The 18524-nt window shown below is 74.5% G+C and carries 13 protein-coding genes and 1 pseudogene; 6 read left to right on the forward strand and 8 right to left on the reverse strand.

The features are described from left to right. Positions 1 to 134: 134 nt before the first annotated feature. Complete coding sequence (locus CRV15_RS11400) at positions 135 to 1517, reverse strand: NsdA family TPR-like regulatory protein (protein WP_003953365.1); 1383 nt, start codon at positions 1515 to 1517, stop codon at positions 135 to 137. A 313-nt stretch (positions 1518 to 1830) separates the two neighbouring features. Between CRV15_RS11400 and CRV15_RS11405 the strand changes: the two genes are divergently transcribed. The 4 genes from CRV15_RS11405 (at position 1831) to CRV15_RS11420 (ending at position 6377) form a co-directional block, all read left to right on the forward strand. Beyond that, complete coding sequence (locus tag CRV15_RS11405; protein WP_003953366.1) at positions 1831 to 2526, forward strand: bifunctional DNA primase/polymerase; 696 nt, start codon at positions 1831 to 1833, stop codon at positions 2524 to 2526. Between the two features lie 289 nt (positions 2527 to 2815). Further along, positions 2816 to 3685 carry an ABC transporter ATP-binding protein gene (locus CRV15_RS11410; RefSeq protein ID WP_003953367.1) on the forward strand — a complete coding sequence of 290 codons (870 nt, stop codon included), beginning with the start codon at positions 2816 to 2818 and terminating at the stop codon, positions 3683 to 3685. After that, a complete protein-coding gene (locus tag CRV15_RS11415) occupies positions 3682 to 5349 on the forward strand; it encodes a hypothetical protein (protein ID WP_003961393.1) in 1668 nt (555 codons plus the stop codon). The genes CRV15_RS11410 and CRV15_RS11415 overlap by 4 nt, the downstream gene beginning before the upstream one ends. Positions 5350 to 5852: 503 nt before the next feature. Beyond that, positions 5853 to 6377: a subtilase-type protease inhibitor gene (locus tag CRV15_RS11420; RefSeq protein WP_003961392.1), complete on the forward strand. Its 525-nt coding sequence runs from the start codon at positions 5853 to 5855 to the stop codon at positions 6375 to 6377. 582 nt (positions 6378 to 6959) lie between these two features. On the opposite strand, the gene CRV15_RS11425 is transcribed toward CRV15_RS11420, so the two are convergent. Both CRV15_RS11425 and CRV15_RS11430 read right to left on the reverse strand, forming a co-directional pair. Next, entirely contained in the window at positions 6960 to 7991 is a 1032-nt protein-coding gene (locus CRV15_RS11425; RefSeq protein ID WP_003961391.1) for an alpha/beta fold hydrolase, read from the reverse strand. An 854-nt stretch (positions 7992 to 8845) separates the two neighbouring features. After that, the gene (locus CRV15_RS11430; protein ID WP_003953371.1) at positions 8846 to 9538 is read right to left on the reverse strand and encodes an iron-dependent transcriptional repressor DtxR; all 693 of its coding nucleotides are present in this window, start codon (positions 9536 to 9538) and stop codon (positions 8846 to 8848) included. Positions 9539 to 9790: 252 nt separating this feature from the next. Between CRV15_RS11430 and CRV15_RS11435 the strand changes: the two genes are divergently transcribed. Further along, on the forward strand, positions 9791 to 10546 hold the full coding sequence (locus tag CRV15_RS11435; protein ID WP_003953372.1) for an SIS domain-containing protein: 756 nt from the start codon (positions 9791 to 9793) through the stop codon (positions 10544 to 10546). A gap of 450 nt (positions 10547 to 10996) precedes the next feature. On the opposite strand, the gene CRV15_RS11440 is transcribed toward CRV15_RS11435, so the two are convergent. Together CRV15_RS11440 and pdxH are read right to left on the reverse strand one after the other, a co-directional pair. After that, positions 10997 to 12352, reverse strand: a complete 1356-nt coding sequence (locus CRV15_RS11440) for a PAS domain-containing protein (protein ID WP_003961389.1) — start codon at positions 12350 to 12352, stop codon at positions 10997 to 10999. A gap of 545 nt (positions 12353 to 12897) precedes the next feature. Then, complete coding sequence (gene pdxH / locus CRV15_RS11445; protein ID WP_003961388.1) at positions 12898 to 13653, reverse strand: pyridoxamine 5'-phosphate oxidase; 756 nt, start codon at positions 13651 to 13653, stop codon at positions 12898 to 12900. 265 nt (positions 13654 to 13918) lie between these two features. Here pdxH and CRV15_RS11450 point away from each other — a divergent pair, with 265 nt between their 5' ends. Further along, positions 13919 to 15010, forward strand: coding sequence for a citrate synthase 2 (locus tag CRV15_RS11450; protein WP_003961387.1), 1092 nt, complete (start codon positions 13919 to 13921; stop codon positions 15008 to 15010). A 386-nt stretch (positions 15011 to 15396) separates the two neighbouring features. Here the strand turns inward: CRV15_RS11450 and CRV15_RS11455 are convergent. The 3 genes and pseudogenes from CRV15_RS11455 to CRV15_RS11465 all read right to left on the reverse strand — a co-directional run. After that, positions 15397 to 16002: pseudogene (locus tag CRV15_RS11455) on the reverse strand (TetR/AcrR family transcriptional regulator); the annotation flags it as partial. Further along, entirely contained in the window at positions 15990 to 16781 is a 792-nt protein-coding gene (locus CRV15_RS11460; RefSeq protein WP_003961385.1) for an enoyl-CoA hydratase family protein, read from the reverse strand. The gene CRV15_RS11460 and the pseudogene CRV15_RS11455, both read right to left, overlap by 13 nt. Further along, complete coding sequence (locus tag CRV15_RS11465) at positions 16778 to 18514, reverse strand: AMP-binding protein (protein WP_003961384.1); 1737 nt, start codon at positions 18512 to 18514, stop codon at positions 16778 to 16780. Before CRV15_RS11465 ends, CRV15_RS11460 begins: the two co-directional genes overlap by 4 nt. Between the last annotated feature and the right edge of the window lie 10 nt (positions 18515 to 18524).

An 18524-nucleotide genomic window follows, 5' to 3' on the forward strand; every position in this document is an offset into this window, starting at 1 on the left:
GCCCGGCACCCGAGGACCCAGGTATCGGAAGGCCCGAACGCGAAGTCGGCGGCCGGGGCGACGGGCCGGGCCAGGAGGCCGGGTACCGGAAGACCCGGGTGCCGGTGCGCCGACGCACCGGCACCCGTGGGGGATCACGCGGCCTGGAGCTCCACCCTCGCCCCGAACTCCCGGACCGCCGGTTCGTCCGCGTACGGCTCCAGCCGTTGCTGAAGGTCCTCCAGATACTCCGCGCCCCGGGTCGACCGCAGCCGGCCCAGCAGTTCGACCGCGCGCGTGCCGGTGTGGCACGCCTGTTCCACCTCCCGCTGCTGCACCTGCGCGGAGGCGAGCAGCACCATCCCGATCGCCCGCCGCCGGGCCCGGGACTCCGGGTGCCCCTCCAGCGCGCCCTCGGCCTGCTGCGCCGCCGCGTCCGCCTGGCCCAGGTCGCGATAGCAGTGGGCGAGTTCGTCCGCGAGGTACGCGCGGTCGAAGTGGGCGATCCACGCCGGGTCGTCGCCGGTGTCCGGCTCGGCCCGCTCCAGCGCGGCGCCCGCCTTCCCGGCCACCGTCTGGCAGGTGCGGGCGTCCCCGAGCAGGGCGTGCCCGCGGGCCTCGGCGGCGTAGAACATGGCCTCGGCCCGGGGGGTGACATGCCCCCGCGCCCCCTCCTGCGCGGCCCGCGCGAGCTGGGCGATCTCCCGGGGGTTGCCGAGCTGCGCCGCGAGATGGCTCATCGACGCCGCGAGCACATAGCCGCCGTACGCGCGGTCCCCAGCGGCCTGGGCGAGCCGCAGCGCCTGGATGTAGTAGCGCTGGGCGAGCCCCGGCTGTCCGGTGTCGACGGCCATATAGCCCGCCAGCTCGGTCAGCCGGGCGACCGCCGCGAACAGCTCACGCCCGACGGACTCCCGGTACGAGCCGGAGAGCAGCCCGGACACCACGGAGTTGAGGTAGTGCACGACGACCGGGCGGACATGCCCGCTGCCGAAGCGGTGGTCGAGGTCGGTGAGGGCGGCGGTCATCGCCCGTACCGCCTCCACGTCCGACGCGCCGACCCGGGCGCCCGCCGTCCGCGCGACCTGGGTGTCCGCGCCGGTGATCAGCCAGTCACGGCTGGGTTCGACGAGCGCGGACGCGGCGACCGAGGCGCCGGAGAGGAAGTCGCGGCGGCCGACGTCGCTCCGCCACAACTCACAGACCTGCTCGATCGCGCCGAGGACGGTCGGCGAGAACTGGAGGCCCACGCCGGACGCGAGGTTCTTGCCGTTGGCCATGCCGATCTCGTCGATCGTGACCGTACGGCCGAGTTTGCGGCCCAGGGCCTCGGCGATGATGCCGGGGGCCCGGCCGCGCGGCTGCTGTCCGCGCAGCCAGCGGGCGACGGATGTCTTGTCGTACCGCAGGTCCAACCCCCGTTCGGCACCGACCATGTTGACGCGTCGGGCCAGCCCGGCGTTGGAACACCCGGCTTCCTGGATGAGCGCCTGCAACCGTTCATTCGGTTGTCGGGCGACGAGAGGCCTGGCTGCCATGAGAAACCCCCTGAGCCGCGGTGATCCACACGGGAATCACTGCCCGGCTGATAAGCGGAGAATGCAGAATTGACGGACTTGGTCTGTTTTTTCCAAGGTGCTTACTGATGGACCCGCCCGCCCCGGCCGTACGAACCCCTCCCCGGCGCAGGCGACATCTCGCCCCTCTTGTACACGTAGCTACCCGCCGCCGTGGCCCGTCCCGGCACGCGCCCCCGTCCGTGCATCGATGCGCCCCATATGCGAGATCATGATCGGGGGCCAGGCCGTAGGGTGCCCGTAACTCAAGGTGACGGCGAGAGTTGAGAGGGACGTGGAAGAGACCATCGGAGTCGAAGAGACCATCGGAGCCACGGGAACCGCGCAGATCCCGCGCCAGCGCGGCGGCGGGCTGCTGGACCACGCGGTGCGGTACGCGGAAGAACGGCACTGGGACGTCTTTCCCGGCACCTGGCTGGAGGCGGCCGACGGCCGCGAGCACTGCTCCTGCGGCGACGCGGAATGCGAACGGCCCGGCGCGCACGCCACCCGCGCGGACTGGGCGAACCAGGCGACCGGCAGCGCCACCGCCGCCCGCAGACTGTGGGGCAAGCACCCCAAGGCGTCCATCCTGCTGCCCACCGGCCGGACGTTCGACGTGCTCGATCTCCCGGAGTCGGCGGGCTTCCTCGCGCTGGCCAGGCTGGAGCGGATGGAGCTGCCGCTCGGCCCGGTGAGCTGCACCCCCGACCGCCGGATGTTCTTCTTCGTCCTGCCGGGGGCGTCGGCGAAGCTGCCCGATCTGATCCGCGGCCTGGGCTGGTCCCCCAGCGCCCTCGATCTGATCGCGCGCGGCGAGGGCCACTACATCGCCGCCCCGCCGACCCGGGTCGGCGGCTGGGGCGCGGTGCAGTGGGTGCGCCCGCCCACGGAGTCCAACCGCTGGCTGCCGGACGCCGAGGAACTGATCAATCCGCTGGCCTACGCCTGCGGCCGGGACGCGGCGGACGCCCGCGCCCGGGGTCTGTGACCGGGGCCGACAGACCGGGGGCCGGGCCCACTGCGTGAGCCGACGCCCGTGACACCGGACCGGTGACCGCGGCACCGGACCGGTGAGCGTGACACGGGGTCGCACGGCCCGGGACCCGCCGCCCGGGCCCGGGTCAGCACGGTGCCCCGGCCCGCGCGGCCCCCACCGCGCCACGGGCCCGCACGCGGTACCCGGGGCCCCTGGAGGGTGCCTGCATAGGGTGGACCGTACTGCCGTTCCCAGGACCGGGACCGGCAGCGCGATACGGGACATCGAAAGGCGGAGCACCATGGCGCAGGGCCGGGCCACCGGGGACGGAGGACGGGACGCGGGCGGAGCGGCACAGGGCACGCCCGCTGTCCGCGTGGAGGGGCTGTGGAAACGGTTCGGCGATCAGATCGCCGTCTCCGGGATCGACCTCGTCCTCCCCGCGGGCAGGTTCATCGGCCTCGTCGGCCCCAACGGCGCGGGCAAGACGACCACGCTGTCCATGGTGACCGGGCTGCTCCGCCCCGACCAGGGCCGGGTGGAGATAGCCGGGCACGACGTCTGGCGGGACCCGGTCGCGGTCAAGTCCCGCATCGGTGTGCTGCCGGAGGGGCTGCGGCTCTTCGAGCGGCTGTCCGGACGGGAGCTGCTCGCCTACAGCGGACGGCTGCGCGGGCTGCCCGGCGACGAGGTCGACAAGCGGGCCACCCAGCTCCTCGACGTGCTCGACCTCGCGGGCGCGCAGCACAAGCTGGTCGTCGACTACTCCACCGGTATGCGCAAGAAGATCGGTCTCGCGGCGGCGCTGCTGCACAACCCGGAAGTGCTCTTCCTGGACGAGCCGTTCGAAGGCGTCGACCCGGTGTCGGCACAGACGATCCGGGGGGTCCTGGAGCGGTACACGGCGTCCGGCGCCACGGTCGTCTTCTCCAGCCATGTGATGGAGCTGGTGGAGTCGCTGTGCGACTGGGTGGCCGTGATGGCGGACGGCCGTATCCGGGCACGGGGGCCGCTCGCCGAGGTGCGGGGCGACGCCGCCTCGCTCCAGGAGGCGTTCCTCGAACTGGTCGGAGCGCGCGGGCGCACCGACCACGCCTCCCTGGACTGGCTGGGCGGCACCGGTACCGGCGCCACCGACGGGACGCACGGCACCGACGGCGGTGCGCGGTGAGCACGTCGAGCGTGCCGAAGGCCCCGGCGCACGCCCCCGTGGAGCGGAGCGCTCCGCAGGAACCTCTGGACACAGGGGCGCTCACCGCGACCTTCGTCCGGCTGAAGCTCTCGCTGCTGCGCAACGGGCTGCGCCAGTCGTCCAGCCGTACCGCCGTCTTCGTCGTCTCGCTGGTGCTGTCGCTGCTCTTCGCCGCCCTCCAGCTCCTTGGGCTGATCATGCTGCGCGGCCATGGCGACGCCGCCACCGTGGTGGTCCTCATGACGGGTCTGCTGGCGCTCGGCTGGGCCGTGCTGCCGCTCTTCTTCCACAGCGGGGACGACACGCTGGACGCGACCCGGCTGGTGATGCTGCCGCTGCGGCCCCGGCCGCTGGTCGCCGCGCTGCTGGCGTCCTCGCTGGTGGGCATCGGACCCGCGTTCACGCTCGTGCTCGCGGTCGGCGCCGCCGTCGCCCTGGCGCACGGGGCGTTCGCGGCGCTGGTGGCGGTGGTCGCCGTGCCGCTGACGCTGCTGGTGTGCGTCGCGCTGGCGCGGGCGGTGACGGCGGCCAACACCCGGCTGCTCGTCTCCCGCCGGGGCCGTGACCTCGCGGTGCTCGGCGGTCTGCTGATCGCGGTGGGCGCCCAGGTGGTCAACTACGGCGTGGTGAGGATCAGCGAGCAGGAGAGCGCCGCGTCGCTGGAGCCCGCGGCCGAGGTCGTCCGCTGGCTGCCGCCCGCGTCGGCGGTGTCCGCGATCGACTCGGCGAGCCGGGGCGCCGCGGGCGTCGCGGTGCTCCAGCTCGCGCTGGCGGCGCTGGTGCTCGCGGCGCTGCTGGTGTGGTGGCAGCGGAGCCTGACCCGGCTGATGACCACGCCGGACGGCTCGACGCTCGCGGCGGCCGAGAGCGGGCCGGAGCGCGCTGAGAGCGGTTCCGCGCTGGCCCGGCTGCTGCCCGAGGGGCGCACCGGCACGGTGATGCTGCGGACCCTGCGCTATGTGTGGCGCCATCCGAAGACGAAGACGGCGTGGGTGTCCTCGCTGGCGCTCGGTCTGATCGTGCCGCTCGCGAGCGCGGCGCAGGGCTCGGGTTCGCTCTACATGGCGACGTTCGCGGCGGGGATGCTGGGCATCCAGATGTACAACCAGTTCGGCCAGGACGGTTCGGCCTTCTGGATGGTGGCCCAGACCCTCTCCACCGCCCGGGACGCCCGGGCCGAGCTGGCGGCGCGGGCGTACGCGCTGCTGCTGGTGACCCTCCCGTACACGGTGGTGGTGATGGTCGCGGTGGCGGCGGTGCTCGGCGACTGGGCGGTGCTGCCGTCGGCGACGGGTGTCTCGTTCTCCGTGCTGGGCGCGCTGCTGGCGACCGGCGCGGTGGCCTCGGCGCTCTACCCGTACTCGATCCCGCAGGAGGAGGCCCACAAGAGCGTGGCCCCGGGGCAGGCCGGGATCGCCTGGCTGTCGTTCTTCGGCGGGATGCTGGCCGCCGCGGTGCTGTCCGCCCCGGTGATCGGCACCGCGATCTGGCTGCATCTGACGGACGGGCACGAACGGCTCTGGCTGGTGCTGCCGTTCGGGGCGGTGTACGGGGCGCTGCTGGGCTGGGCCGGGGTACGGGTCGCCGCGCCGCTGACGGCACGGCGGCTGCCGGAGATCCTGACGGCGGTCAGCAAGGGCTGAGCCCCGCCGTCCGCCACGGACCCGACGGGCACGCACGACGGACACGAGCGCCACAGATGTCACAGATGTCACGGACGTCACCGATCCCACTGAGGGGGCCGCGCGCACGCGGCCCCCTCGGGCGTTCCCGGGGCCGGAACGGACGGCTTCGCGGGTGGCAGACGGGTCGGCCGGGGCGGTTCGAGGGGCCGGGTCAACGGCCGTACCGGGGACAGATGCCCCCTACAGGCGACTGTTTCACGTCGAAGCGTCATGACCGAAGAAACGTAACGCCCCTGCATCACCGCAGGTCGGCCATGACAATTGGACTGGACCAGCGAAGAACACCCTCGCGCGGGACGGGTCGGCGCACCCTCCGACAGCCGTCACCATCAGCCCAAACGACCATTCGGTCAGCCCTCCGGCGACACAGACGGCCGGAAAGTGGTGATCAAGATGCCTCAACCCCCCTTTTACGCAAAACTTTTCAGCGCAACGACCCTCAGACTGAAGGAGTTCCTCCCATGCGTTCCGTACGCAGCACGATCGCCGTCTCCGCCGCACTGGTGCTGAGTGGAGCGGCGGCGGGTACGGCCCATGCCGCGACGGCGCCGCAGCAGGCGTCCGCCTCCGTCGCGCAGGCCGCGCTTCCGCTCGCGTCCGGGTCCAGCGCCGGAGCCAAGGCCCCGGCGTCCACCACCGCCCCGAAGGGGCTGTTCGCGCCCTCCGCGCTGGTGCTCGTCATCAGCAAGGGCGAGGAGCCGAAGACCTCCGCCGTCCAGCGCGCCGTCACCCTCAGCTGTGAGCCCCGGGCCATGGGCACCCACCCCTCGCCCCGGGCCGCCTGCCGGGAGCTGACCGCCGTGAACGGGGACTTCAACGCGCTGCCGTCCACGCTCGCGGGCGTCCTCTGCACGCGGCAGTACGACCCGGTCGCCGTCACCGCCCACGGCGTGTGGCGCGGCGTGCGCGTGGACTGGACCGCCTCGTTCAACAACGCGTGCGAGATGGGCGCGTCACTCGGCGGCGGGGCGCTCTACGCCTTCTGAGCCCGCTGGGCCCGCTCACCCCTGTGAACAGGCTGAACGGGGTGGACGGGCGGGTCTCCCGGCCCGCCGCCCCCGGCCGGCCGGCCGGGGGCGGGAGGAGCACGCGCCGGACGGCCGGGGCGCCTCCCCGGACGACAACCCCGGTGGACCCCCCGCCGTTCCCCCGGCGGCGGCGGTTTCCACCGGTGGTGTCTCCGGGCCGGGGCCCCGGCCCGGAGACACCGCGCACGGCCGTGCCACCGGAGCCGGGCAGGGCCCGGCGGCACGGCGGGGCCCTGTGCGGGCCGGGCCCCGCAACGGCGGGAGTCCCCCGTGGGACTCCCGCCCCCGGACCGCGGGCGCCCCGCGCACCGGACACAGGGCATCGGACACGGCCCCGACCCGTCGGCCCGTCCGCCCGTCCGCCCCTCGGCTCCTCGGCTCCTCGGGGCAAGGGCCTCGGTTCCTCGGGGCAAAGGTCTCGGCGGACGGCCCCTGAGCAAAGGCCCGTAAGGGAACCCCTGGGGGAAGGCCCTCGGCGGGAGACCCTTGGGGGAAGACCCTTGGGGGCCGGAGGCCCGGCCGTCGCGGACCTGAGGGCCCTCAGCGGTCCGGGTGCAGCGGGGGCAGCGCGGCGAGAAAGGGCTCCACGGCCGCGCGCCAGCCCTCCGGCTGATCGTGGTGGACGAGATGACCGGCCCCGTCCACCTCCGCGTACTGCCCGCGCGGAAGCACCCTCACCATCTCCGTGGCCTCGGCGCGCCCCAGTTCGCCGTCGAGGCCGCGGAGCACCAGCGCGGGACAGCGGACCTGGGCCAGCTCCTCCCAGTGGGCGTCGTGCGCCCACCCGGAGCGGGCCGCGAGCATCTGGCGGCGGGAGAAGACCGGCCGCCAGCCGTCCTCCCGTTCGGCCATCACCTCGGCGAAGAACTCGCCCCGGGCGGGGTTGGGACGTTCGAGGACCGGGTCCTCTCCACCGAACCAGCGGCGGACGTCCGCGAGGGTCGTGAACGGCAGCGGCCAGGAGTCGAACCACGCCTCCCACTCCCGCTGGGACGCCGCCCCCAGGGCCGAGGCCCGCATCTCGCAGAGGACCAGCGCCCGGACCAGCTCCGGCCGGGCGGCGGCGAGCCGCCAGGCGGTGAGCGCGCCCATGGCGTGGCCGATCACGACGGCGGGGCCGAGGCCAAGACCCTCGATCGCCGCCGCCGCGTCGGCGGCGAGGACCTCCCCGGCGCGGGGTCCTTCGGCGGGTTTGTCGCTGTGGCCGTGGCCGCGCTGGTCCAGGGCGACGACCCGGTGGGCCCCGGAGAGCCAGCGGGCGGTGGCGGCCCAGTGGGACGCGCGGCCCATCAGTCCGTGGAGCAGCAGGACCCCGGGCACAGCACCCGCCCCGCCCGCCTCCCCCTCCGGCTTCTCCGGCCTCTCGGGCTCCTCGGGCTTCTCCGTACCCCCGGCCCGCTCCCACGCCGCGGCCGCGTCCGGGCCCATGCCACCCGGGACCGCCGGGCCCGAGGACATCGCGTCCGTGGCCACCGGGCCGCCCCCGGGCCCGGGGCCCTTGAGCGGATCGGTGAACTCCCAGGCGGCCAGCCGTATGCCGCCCGCTCCGGTCACATCGACGCGCCGCACCATGTGCCTGGCACCTCTCTCCCCTTCCCCTGCCCCGTTCCGACCCCTCCGGCCGCAGCCGGTCGGTCGCTCCCTGTCGACCGGCGGCCCGGAGGACACCAGCAGACTATCGAACAACTATTCGATGCCACGTGGAGCAGCAAAAACCACGATCCGGCACATAACACCCCTCGTACGAGTGACCATCGGGCAGGAATGACCGCCGCCGGTGGGGGGAGACCTTCAGCGGGAGGCGGGCCGCTCGGGGAAGACGGTCCGCGGGGGCCGACCCTGGGAGCTCGGGGCTCCGGGTCGGCACAGGGGAGGACAGGCCCCGGCGCCCTCGGGCGCCGGGGCACTTTCGCGAGGGCCCCGCGCGGCGGACGGCCCGGGAAGCGCGGCAGACCCGGGAAGCACAGCAGGCCCGGCAGGCACGAGAAGCGCGCGCAGCACAGGAAGCGCGGAAAGACCGAAAAGTGCCGGAAGAGTCGGAAGAGCCGGAAGAACCGCTGGATCGGAAGGTCCGGAAAAAGCGGCGGGAACGGCGGCGAGGACAGAAACCGCAGAAACGGCAGGAACCGCGGGAACGGCGGGAACGGCGGAAGTCGGCGGGCCCGGAAAAGCCGGAAGAAGCCGGCGGGAACGGCCCGGGCCGGGAAGAGCGCGGTGAGCCCGGGGGGCGGGGGTCGGGCGAACCCGGGGGGCACGGGGCGTACGACGGGCGCGTCACCCTCATCCCTCCCCGGCCTTCGGTCATATGCCTGAGGAACAGCCTTGCACGCTCCGCCCACGGACGCCTTGATTCCGGGTGGAAATCGTCGGGGGCGGACCGAAACCGGCCCGCCCCCGCTCGCTCCGCACCCCTCCGTCGGCGTGATTCAGCGCTTCGCGACGAAGACATGCGAGGCCACGTCGGCCCCCAGCTCCGCCGCCTCGCCGCTGCTGCCGACCAGCACCCCGCCCGGGGACTCCGTCACGCTCACCACCGAGCCGGGCTGCACCCCGGCCCGCCGCAGCGTGTACATGAGCTGGGCGTCGGTCTGGATCGGCTCACCGATCCGCCGGACCACCACGGTCTTGCCGTCGGAACCGGGGTCCAGGTCCGCCAGCGACACCATGCTCTCGTCCAGGAAGGGGTCGGCCTCGGCCTTCTCACCCAGTTCCTCAAGGCCCGGGATGGGGTTGCCGTAGGGAGACTCGGTGGGGTGGCGCAGCAGTTCGAGCACCCGTCGCTCGACCGCCTCGCTCATCACATGCTCCCAGCGACACGCCTCGGCGTGCACCTGCTCCCACTCAAGGCCGATCACGTCGACGAGCAGACACTCGGCGAGCCGGTGCTTGCGCATCACGCGGGTGGCCAGTCGGCGGCCCTCCTCGGTCAGCTCCAGATGGCGGTCCCCCGCGACCTGCACCAGGCCGTCGCGCTCCATCCGGGCCACGGTCTGACTGACCGTGGGCCCGCTCTGGTCAAGCCGCTCGGCAATGCGGGCTCGCATAGGAACCACACCTTCCTCCTCAAGTTCGAGGATGGTGCGGAGATACATCTCCGTGGTGTCGATCAGTCCGGACATTCGTGCCCCTCGGTGGAATCGTGCCGCTGCGGCCCCGGAGTCAATTCTTACGCATCCCGCTGACTACCGTGCCGCGCCGGAGGGAAGCCGGTCTTCCGGACCGTATTGACAGCGCAATGGTCCAGACCGCAACGTGATCGACGGCACAGGAAACGCCGAGCGCGCCTCGTGCCCACACCGTACGCACCACCTCCCGGTACCCCCGCACTCCACGCTGTACTCCGCGTTTTCGCACCTGGAAAGGGCTCACTGATGAGCGAGAGCAAGCTGGCCGGTCAGTTCCTGGACGCCGCGATCGGTCTGCTGCACCGCGTACGGGACGAGGAGGCCGGAAGTGTCGCGGCGGCCGGGGCGGCGATCGCGGACACGGTGGCGTCGGGCGGACGGCTCTTCGCCTTCGGCGCCGGGCACTCCGCGCTGCCCGCGCAGGACGTCGTCTACCGGGCGGGCGGCCTCGCGCTGATGAACCTGCTCACCGTGCCCGGCATGGTCGGTGTGGACGTCATGCCCGCGACGCTCGGCTCGGCCCTGGAGCGGGTCGAGGGCCTGGCGACGACGGTCCTCGACACCAGCCCGCTCCGGCGCGGCGATCTTCTGGTGATCGTCTCGCTCTCCGGGCGGAACGCGCTCCCCGTCGAGATGGCCGCGCACGCGCGGGAACTGGGCGTCACCGTCATCGGGCTGACCTCGGTGGCGTACGCGGAGCGGACGAGCGCCCGGAACCCCTCGGGCACCTTCCTCAAGGACCACTGCGACATCGTCCTCGACTCCAAGATCGCCGTCGGGGACGCGGAGCTGACCCACGAGGGCATCGAGGCCCCCTTCGCCCCCGCCTCCACCGTGGTGACCAGCGCCCTGATGCAGGCGACGCTGGCGGCGGCGGCCGAGGAGCTGGTGGCGCGCGGCATCGAGCCGCCGCTGCTGCGCTCGGGGAACGTGGACGGCGGCACCGAGTGGAACCAGCGGGTCATGAGCGAGTACGGCGACCGGATCTTCTACCAGCGCTGACCCCCGGCCTCCGCGCCACGGCCGGCCGCGGCTCCCCCACCGTTCCCACCGTTTCCACCGGGCCTCCGCACCGCCGTGCGGCGGGAGCGGCCCCGGCCGTTCCGCCGCCGGGCCGGACACGTCGCCGGACACGTCGCCGGGCGGGCCCGGTCACGGACCGGACGCGTCGTCGGCCGAGTGCCGCCGCGAGCCGGGCACGGTCACGGGCCGGGCACGGTCACGGTCACGGGCCGGGAACGGTCACGGGCCGCGCGGCGCCGGGCCGGGGCATGGCGCCGGGCGGACGCGGCGCCGGGCCTCCGCACCGCCGTGCGGCCGGAGCGGCCCCGGCCGTTCCGCCGCCGGGCCGGGCCCGGTCGCGAGCCGGGCACGGTCCCCGTTCGGACACGGTCGCCGTTCGGACACGGTCATGCGCCGGAACCTCGGCGGACGGGCGCGGCGCCGGGCGGATCACCCCTCCGTCGGCACCACCGGGTGCAGGGCCGCCGCCATCAGGGCCGCCATGCTCTCCGCGTACACCGCGTCGGCGCGCTCGAAACCGGGGCGCCGCTGACCGCGCAGCAGGGTGAGCACGCCGAGGGTGCGGCCCCGGGCCCGCAGCGGGACGCACAGGGCGTAGATCATGTCCGGCGGCCACAGCCGGTCCCGGGACCAGTCGCCGGGCTCGGCCGGGTCGGGGGCGGCCGAGCGGACCGGGCCCGCGCGGTCCACGGCGTGCAGCGCCGGATGGCCGAGCGGATAGCGGGCCGGGAGGCCGCCGCCGGACACGGCGACACAGGGGCCGGGCATGCTCACCGGGGTGGACGCCGCGCGGACCAGCCGCACGTCCTCCCCCGGCCCCTCCCCCTGCCCCGGCCGCACCAGATCGATCAGGGCGTGGTCGGCGAAGCCCGCGAGGACGAAGTCCGCGTACGCCGTCGCGGCCTCCATCGGCTCCTCGTACTCGGCCCCGGCCCGCGCCGCCCGGTGGAGCTGGCTGGCGCGGAACCGCAGCCGGTCCGCCTCCTGTTCGGCCGTCTTCGCCTCGGTGACGTCGTGGAAGAGCCAGCCCACGCCCAGCGGCACCGGCCGCTCCGCCAGCGGGGACCCCAGCCGGACGAAGCCACTGCGCCAGCAGCGCCGCAGCGGCCGGCCCACCCCGCCCGCCAGCGTCACCCAGATGTCGGTGACCCCGCGCGGCGCGCCCTCCGACAGCACATGGTGGAGCGCGCCCTCCACCTCGTCCACACCCTCGGTGATCAGCTCGCCCAGCGGACGGCCCAGCTCCGGGACGGGGCCGCAGCCCAGGGCGCGGGCCGCGTAGGTGTTGACGACGGCGGGCCGCAGATCGACGTCGACGAGGACCACCCCCCAGGGCGCGTCGTCGAACAGCGCCTCGCTCAGCGCGATGGAGCGCTCCAGGTCGATCTGGGTGTGCACCTCGGTGAACGCGCAGTACACCCCGGCCGGTTCGCCGTCGGCGCCGAGGACCCGCGCGCACTGGGCGCGGACCAGGACCCGGCCGCCGTCCTTGCGCAGCAGCGCGAACTCGTGGACGGTGCGGCCCGGCGCGCCCATGGTGGCGAGCAGCCGCTCGACCGTGCCCGCCGCGTCGGCGGGTCTCGCGGCCCAGCCGGTGAAGCCGTGCCGCCCGACGGCGTCCCGGGCCTGCCAGCCGAGGACGCGCTCGGCCTCCCGGTTCCAGTGGGTGACGACACCGTCGGCGTCGAAGGCGCAGAGCGCCGCGTCCATGCCGTCGAGCAGCGCCGCCAGCAGTTCCGCCCCCGCGTGCGCCGCCAGCACCGGCTCACCGTTCGAAGCACTCATTTCCGGCCCCCCAGGACGCGACAAGGATGTGTTGTTGCACGTCAGAGCCTATTCAACTGGAGCGTGACGCACGACACACCGGTTTTTGGCCCCTCGTTGGCCATGGGACGGCGGCAAAACGGCTCGAATAATTCGCTTGAGCGCTCCGGAGGGGCCTCCTACTGTGTGGAGCACACGATGAAAGGAGGTGATCCGGAAGTGTTTTCTTCTCGGATGCGTGAGGTGGCTGCGGGCTGAGGCCTGCTGTCGCGCTCTCCACTGTCGGCAGGCCTCCTGCCGCAATCCCCAGCAGTCACCCGACCCGTGGGCCGCCGGAATCCGACCGGCATCCTCCGTAACGTACGGCGGAGGATTCAGGCCCACGGGTCGTCCGCGTTCCCGGCCCAGCGCGCGCCCGGTGGCACGGGCCTTCCGGACCCGGACCGCCGAAAGGCTCCCGCCCCGGACCGCCGGGAAGCCCCGGCCGCCGGAGAACGGACCGCCGGGGGAGCGGGCCCGCCGGGGAACGGACCGCTGAGGAAACCGGACCGCCGGGGAACGGGCCGTCAGGGAGCGAGCCGCTCCACCCGCCAGCCCTCGCCGTCGGCCGCGTACCGCAGCCGGTCGTGCAGCCGGTTCTCGTGCCCCTGCCAGAACTCCACGCTGTCCGGTACGACCCGGTAGCCGCCCCACTGCGCCGGAGCGGGTACCTGCTCGCCCTCCGGGTAGCGCGTGGCCAGCTCCTCGTACCGCCCCAGCAGCTCCTGCCGGGAGCCGATCACGGTGGACTGGTCGCTCGCCCAGGCGCCGAGCTGGGAGCCGTGCGGACGGCTGCGGAAGTACGCCGCCGTCTCGTCCCGGCCCACCCGGTGGGCCTGCCCCGTCACCAGGATCTGACGGCCGATCGGATGCCAGGGGAAGAGCAGCGAGACAAACGGGTTCGCCGTGATCTCCCGGCCCTTGCGGGAGGCGTAGTTGGTGAAGAAGACGAAGCCCCGGGAGTCGTACTGCTTCAGCAGCACCGTCCGGGACGAGGGGCGGCCGTCGGGGGTCGCGGTGGCCACCACCATGGCGTTCGGCTCGGCCACCCCGGCGGACGTGGCCTGGAGGAACCAGCGGGCGAACTGATCCATGGGCGTCGGGGCGAGATCCGTCTCCAGCAGCGGGGTGGAGCGGTACTGCCGGCGCATCACCGCCGGGTCGGGCGGGGCGTCACCCAGGGACGCGGGCACGGACACGGACAGGGCATCGGACAGGGCATCGGACACGGAAACAGAATCCGGTGTCGGTTTCTGAGCGGCGGCGTCGGTCACATCGTCCATCCTGCCGCAGGGCCTCAGTCTGCCCGGTGCCGAGTGCGGTTAATCCTCCCGGAGTGGGTAGGCGGACTGTGCCGGTTCTCACGCTTCCCCGCTTCGGGTGAACCGGCACAATCCTTAACCCGGCCGCACCCGGCCCCCGCCGTACCCCGGTCAGGACCCCCGGTCGGCGGACCGGGCCCGCGCGCACGGGCACAGGAGCAGGACGCACCCGCACACCCCCGCGCGGCGCCCCGTACCGACGCCGCCCTCACGTGAGGAGCCGCCCATGTCCGACTTCGTCCCCGGGCTCGAAGGAGTCGTCGCGTTCGAAACGGAGATCGCCGAGCCGGACAAGGAGGGCGGTGCCCTGCGCTACCGGGGCGTCGACATCGAGGATCTCGTCGGCCGGGTCCCGTTCGGCCAGGTGTGGGGGCTGCTGGTCGACGGCGCCTTCGAACCGGGGCTGCCGCCCGCCGAGCCCTTCCCCCTTCCCGTGCACTCCGGGGACGTCCGGGTCGACGTCCAGTCCGCGCTGGCGATGCTCGCCCCGGTGTGGGGGCTGAAACCGCTGCTCGACATCGACGCCGACCAGGCCCGCGCCGATCTCGCGCGGGCGGCCGTGATGGCGCTGTCGTACGTCGCCCAGAGCGCGCGCGGCCAAGGCGTGCCGATGGTGCCCCAGCGGGAGATCGACAAGGCGGAGTCCGTCGTCGAGCGCTTCATGGTCCGCTGGCGCGGGGAGCCGGACCCGCGCCATGTGAAGGCCGTGGACGCCTACTGGACCTCCGCCGCCGAACACGGCATGAACGCCTCCACCTTCACCGCCCGGGTGATCGCCTCCACCGGCGCGGACGTCGCGGCGGCCCTGTCGGGCGCGGTCGGCGCGATGTCGGGCCCGCTGCACGGGGGCGCGCCCTCCCGGGTGCTCGGCATGATCGAGGAGATCGAACGGACCGGGGACGCGGTGGGCTTTGTCCGGCGCGCCCTCGACCGGGGCGAGCGGCTGATGGGCTTCGGCCACCGGGTCTACCGGGCGGAGGACCCCCGGGCGCGGGTGCTGCGGCGCACCGCGAAGGAGCTGGGCGCGCCCCGGTACGAGGTGGCGCAGGCGCTGGAGAAGGCCGCGCTGGAGGAGCTGCACAGCCGCCGTCCGGACCGGGTGCTGGCCACGAACGTGGAGTTCTGGGCAGCGATCATGCTGGACTTCGCCGAGGTGCCCGCGCCCATGTTCACCTCGATGTTCACCTGTGCCCGTACGGCGGGCTGGTCGGCGCACATCCTGGAGCAGAAGCGCACCGGGCGGCTGGTGCGTCCCTCCGCCCGCTACACGGGGCCGGGGGCGCGCGATCCGCGTGACGTCCCCGGCTACCGGGGCTGAGCCGGGAAGGCGCCCGGGCCGGACCGGGGCGGGCGGAGCCCGGTCCGGGACCGGGCGGTCCGGAGCGGTGGCGGTGGCCCGGGGGAGCCGGGCCCGACTGCTCACTCCGGGGGGTGCCCCGGACAGACGGCCCGGGGCACCGACGGCGCGCACGCGCCCTCCAGTACACCGGAAGCACCGGAAGCACCGGAAGCACCGGAAGCACCAAGGGCATCGGGCGCCCTCGAAGGCACGGGCACCCCGGGCACACCGGACGACGCGAGCCCCCCGGGCGAGGCCGACGCCCCGGACGGCACGGCAGCGCCGGAAGACGCACCGGCACCGGGCCCCCCGGCAGCCACCGGTGCCCCGGGCCCTGGAGAGTCCGCCCCCGGGTCCGGGTCCTCCAGGGCCCGGGCCACCAGGACGGCCCACTGCCCCACCACCCGCTCCCTGCGCACCCCGTCGTCCGTCAGCAGATCCGCGAGCCCCAGCCCCCGCGCCAGGTCGAGCACCCCCTGCACGGTCTCCCGGGCGCCGGGCGCGGACTCGTCGACGCCCAGCAGCCGGACCGCCATCCGATGGGTCTCCCGGCCGAGGCGCTCCTCCAGCTCGGCGACGCGGGCCCGCAGTCCGGGCTCGTGCGAGGCGGCGACCCAGAGGTGGAGGGCGGCCCGGAAGAGCGGCCCGGTGTACAGCCCGACCAGGGCGGCCACCACGGCGCCCCGGTCCCGCCCGGTCAGCTCGCGCAGCGCGGAGCGCCGCCGTTCCGCCACATGCTCCACCGCCGCGGTGAACAGGTCCTCGCGGGTGGGGAAGTGGTGCTGCGCCGCGCCCCGGGAGACCCCGGCGCGGGCCGCGACCACGGAGACCGTGGCCCCGGCCCAGCCGACCTCGGCGAGCGCGTCGACAGCGGCCTCCAGCAGCCGCCCCCGGGTGAGCCGGCCGCGCTCCCCGCCGCGGCGGCCGTCCCCGCCGTCCGGCCCGGGGGCCACCGGCGCTACAGCACCCATGCCGGGTCCCGCCGCTCCAGGAACGCGGCGATGCCCTCGCGGGCCTCGGCGGAGGCGAACAGGGTCGCCGAGCGCTGCACCAGATCCTCCGCGTCCCGGTCGAACGCCTCCAGCACCCGCGCGGTGACCAGCGCCTTGGTGGCGGCGAGCGCCTTCGGGGACGCCTTGCGCAGCCCGTCGAGCACCGGCCGGAGCAGCGCGTCCACCTCCTCGCCGTCCCCGCCGTCCCCGCCTTCCTCGCCTTCCTCGCCCTGCGGGGCCTTCCCGGCGGCGAGGGTGAGCAGTCCGATCCGGGCCGCCTCCGCCGCGCCGAAGCTCTCCCCGGTGAGGCAGTAGCGCGCGGCGGCCCGGGGGTCGAGCCGCGGCAGCAGCGGCAGCGAGATCACGGCGGGCGCCACCCCGATCCGTACCTCCGTGAACGCGAAGTCCGCCCGGGGGCCCGCGACCGCGATGTCGCAGGCGCCGATCAGCCCGAGCCCGCCCGCCCGGGTCCGGCCGGTCACCCGGGCCACCACCGGCTTGGGCAGGGCCACGATCCGGCGCAGCAGGTCGACGAACGTGTACGGGCTCGGCGGGGCCTTCAGATCGGCGCCCGAGCTGAACACCTCCCCGGTGTGGGTCAGCAGCACCGCCCGGACGCCGGGGTCGGCGGCGCACGCGTCCAGCGCCCCGGCCAGCTCGTCCACCAGCCGCGCGGAGAGCGCGTTGCGGTTGGCGGGCGAGTCGAGCGTCAGGGTGGCGACACCGCGTTCGCGAGCGGTGGCGACCAGTTCGGTCATGGTGTGGCTCCCTCCCGGTCCTCGTCCCCCGGGTCCGTGCCCCGAGGGGACCGCCGCGCGGCGCGCAGCTCCCGGCGGAGGATCTTCCCCGATGCGGCACGAGGCACCCCGGAGACGAACGAGACCCGCCGGACCTTCTTGTACGGGGAGACCCGCGCGGCGACGTGGGCGGCGACGTCGGCGGCGGTGAGGGAGTCCCCCGCGCCGCCGGGCCGCCGGACCACGAACGCGTGCGGGATCTCCGTCCCCTCGTCCTCGTCGTACACCCCGATCACGGCGGCGTCCGCGATGCCCCCGTGGGTGAGCAGCAGCGCCTCCAGCTCGGCCGGCGCGACCTGGAAGCCCTTGTACTTGATCAGCTCCTTCACCCGGTCGACGACATGGAGCCAGCCGTCCGCGTCGACCCGTCCGACGTCCCCGGTGCGCAGCCACCCGTCCGCGTCGATCATCTCGGCGGTGGCCTCGGGCCGCCCCAGATACCCCTTCATGACCTGCGGCCCCCGGATGGCGATCTCGCCGTCCTCGCCGGGGCCGACGCAGCGCCCGGGGTCGTCCAGACGGAGCAGCCTCATCTCGGTGGACGGGAACAGCAGCCCGACCGTGCCCGGCGGCGGGGCGGGCTCGTCCAGGGGGACGGCGTAGCAGCCCGGCGACAGCTCGGTCATGCCGTACGCCTGCCGGACCAGCGGCACCCCGACCCGGGCGGCGCAGGCCGCCGCGATCTCCGCGTCGAGCGGGGCGGCGGCCGAGAAGACGTGCCGGACCGAGGAGAGGTCGTACCGGGCCACCGCCGGGTGCTTGGCCAGCGCCAGCACGATCGGCGGGGCCACGTACAACGTGGTGACGCGGTGCTTCTCGACGGCCGCGAGAAAGCCCTCCAGGTCGAAGCGGGGCAGGACGACGACGGTCGCCCCGTTGCGCAGCGGGGCGCTCATCAGTCCGACGAGGCCGTAGATGTGGAAGAACGGGAGCACGGCGAGGACGCGGTCGCCGGGCCGCAGCGGGATCAGGCGGTGGGCCTGGACGAGGTTGGTGACGAGGGAGCGGTGCGTGAGCATCACGCCCTTGGGGGTGCCGGTGGTGCCCGAGGAGTACGGGAGCAGCGCGACGTCCTGGTCCGGGTCGACGGGGACGGCGGGCTCGGGCGCGGTGGAGTCCAGCATCGCGGCCACGCCGGTGTGCCCCTCGGCCCGGTCGAAGACGAAGATCTCCCCGATGCCGGGGGTGAGTTCGGCGGCGCGCCGGGCGGTCTCCAGACAGGGGGCGGCGGTCACGATCCAGCGGGCGGCCGAGTCCCGGAGCTGCCGGGCCAGCTCCTCCGCCGTCGCCAGCGGATGCGCCGTGGTCACGGTGGCCCCGGCGCGCAGGGCCCCGTACAGGACGGCCGGGTAGCCGGTCGAGTTGGGGCTGTGCAGGGCGACGACGTCACCCTTGCGGACACCCGCGGCGGCGAGGGCGGCGGCGATCCGCCGGTGGTCGCGGTCGAGCCGCGCGTAGCTGACGACGGCGCCGGTGAGCCCGTCGACGAGGGCGGGCTCGGACCCGTACCCGGCGGCCCGGCCGAGCACCGCCTCGTGGAGGGGTTCGCTCACCGGCTCGATGTCGGGGTAGCGGCTGCGGAAGACGGGCGCGGTCCCGGCACCGGCCGGGCCGGGGGACGGGGTGCCGGACGGGCCGGAGGGCGGAGTGCCGGACGGGGTGCCGGACGGTCCGGGGGAGGGGGTGGACGCCATCGGTGCCTCC

Origin of the sequence: Streptomyces clavuligerus (assembly GCF_005519465.1) — a bacterium.
Classification (GTDB): Bacteria; Actinomycetota; Actinomycetes; order Streptomycetales; family Streptomycetaceae; genus Streptomyces; species Streptomyces clavuligerus.

What these genes read in the sequence shown, in the direction of transcription:
- pdxH (WP_003961388.1), bottom strand. Translation starts at nt 13,653, where the DNA reads ATGGACGATGTGACCGACGCCGCCGCTCAGAAACCGACACCGGATTCT.
- CRV15_RS11410 (WP_003953367.1), top strand. Translation starts at nt 2,816, where the DNA reads ATGGCGCAGGGCCGGGCCACCGGGGACGGAGGACGGGACGCGGGCGGA.
- CRV15_RS11400 (WP_003953365.1), bottom strand. Translation starts at nt 1,517, where the DNA reads ATGGCAGCCAGGCCTCTCGTCGCCCGACAACCGAATGAACGGTTGCAG.
- CRV15_RS11450 (WP_003961387.1), top strand. Translation starts at nt 13,919, where the DNA reads ATGTCCGACTTCGTCCCCGGGCTCGAAGGAGTCGTCGCGTTCGAAACG.
- CRV15_RS11465 (WP_003961384.1), bottom strand. Translation starts at nt 18,514, where the DNA reads ATGGCGTCCACCCCCTCCCCCGGACCGTCCGGCACCCCGTCCGGCACT.
- CRV15_RS11430 (WP_003953371.1), bottom strand. Translation starts at nt 9,538, where the DNA reads ATGTCCGGACTGATCGACACCACGGAGATGTATCTCCGCACCATCCTC.
- CRV15_RS11460 (WP_003961385.1), bottom strand. Translation starts at nt 16,781, where the DNA reads ATGACCGAACTGGTCGCCACCGCTCGCGAACGCGGTGTCGCCACCCTG.
- CRV15_RS11435 (WP_003953372.1), top strand. Translation starts at nt 9,791, where the DNA reads ATGAGCGAGAGCAAGCTGGCCGGTCAGTTCCTGGACGCCGCGATCGGT.
- CRV15_RS11440 (WP_003961389.1), bottom strand. Translation starts at nt 12,352, where the DNA reads ATGAGTGCTTCGAACGGTGAGCCGGTGCTGGCGGCGCACGCGGGGGCG.
- CRV15_RS11420 (WP_003961392.1), top strand. Translation starts at nt 5,853, where the DNA reads ATGCGTTCCGTACGCAGCACGATCGCCGTCTCCGCCGCACTGGTGCTG.
- CRV15_RS11425 (WP_003961391.1), bottom strand. Translation starts at nt 7,991, where the DNA reads ATGGTGCGGCGCGTCGATGTGACCGGAGCGGGCGGCATACGGCTGGCC.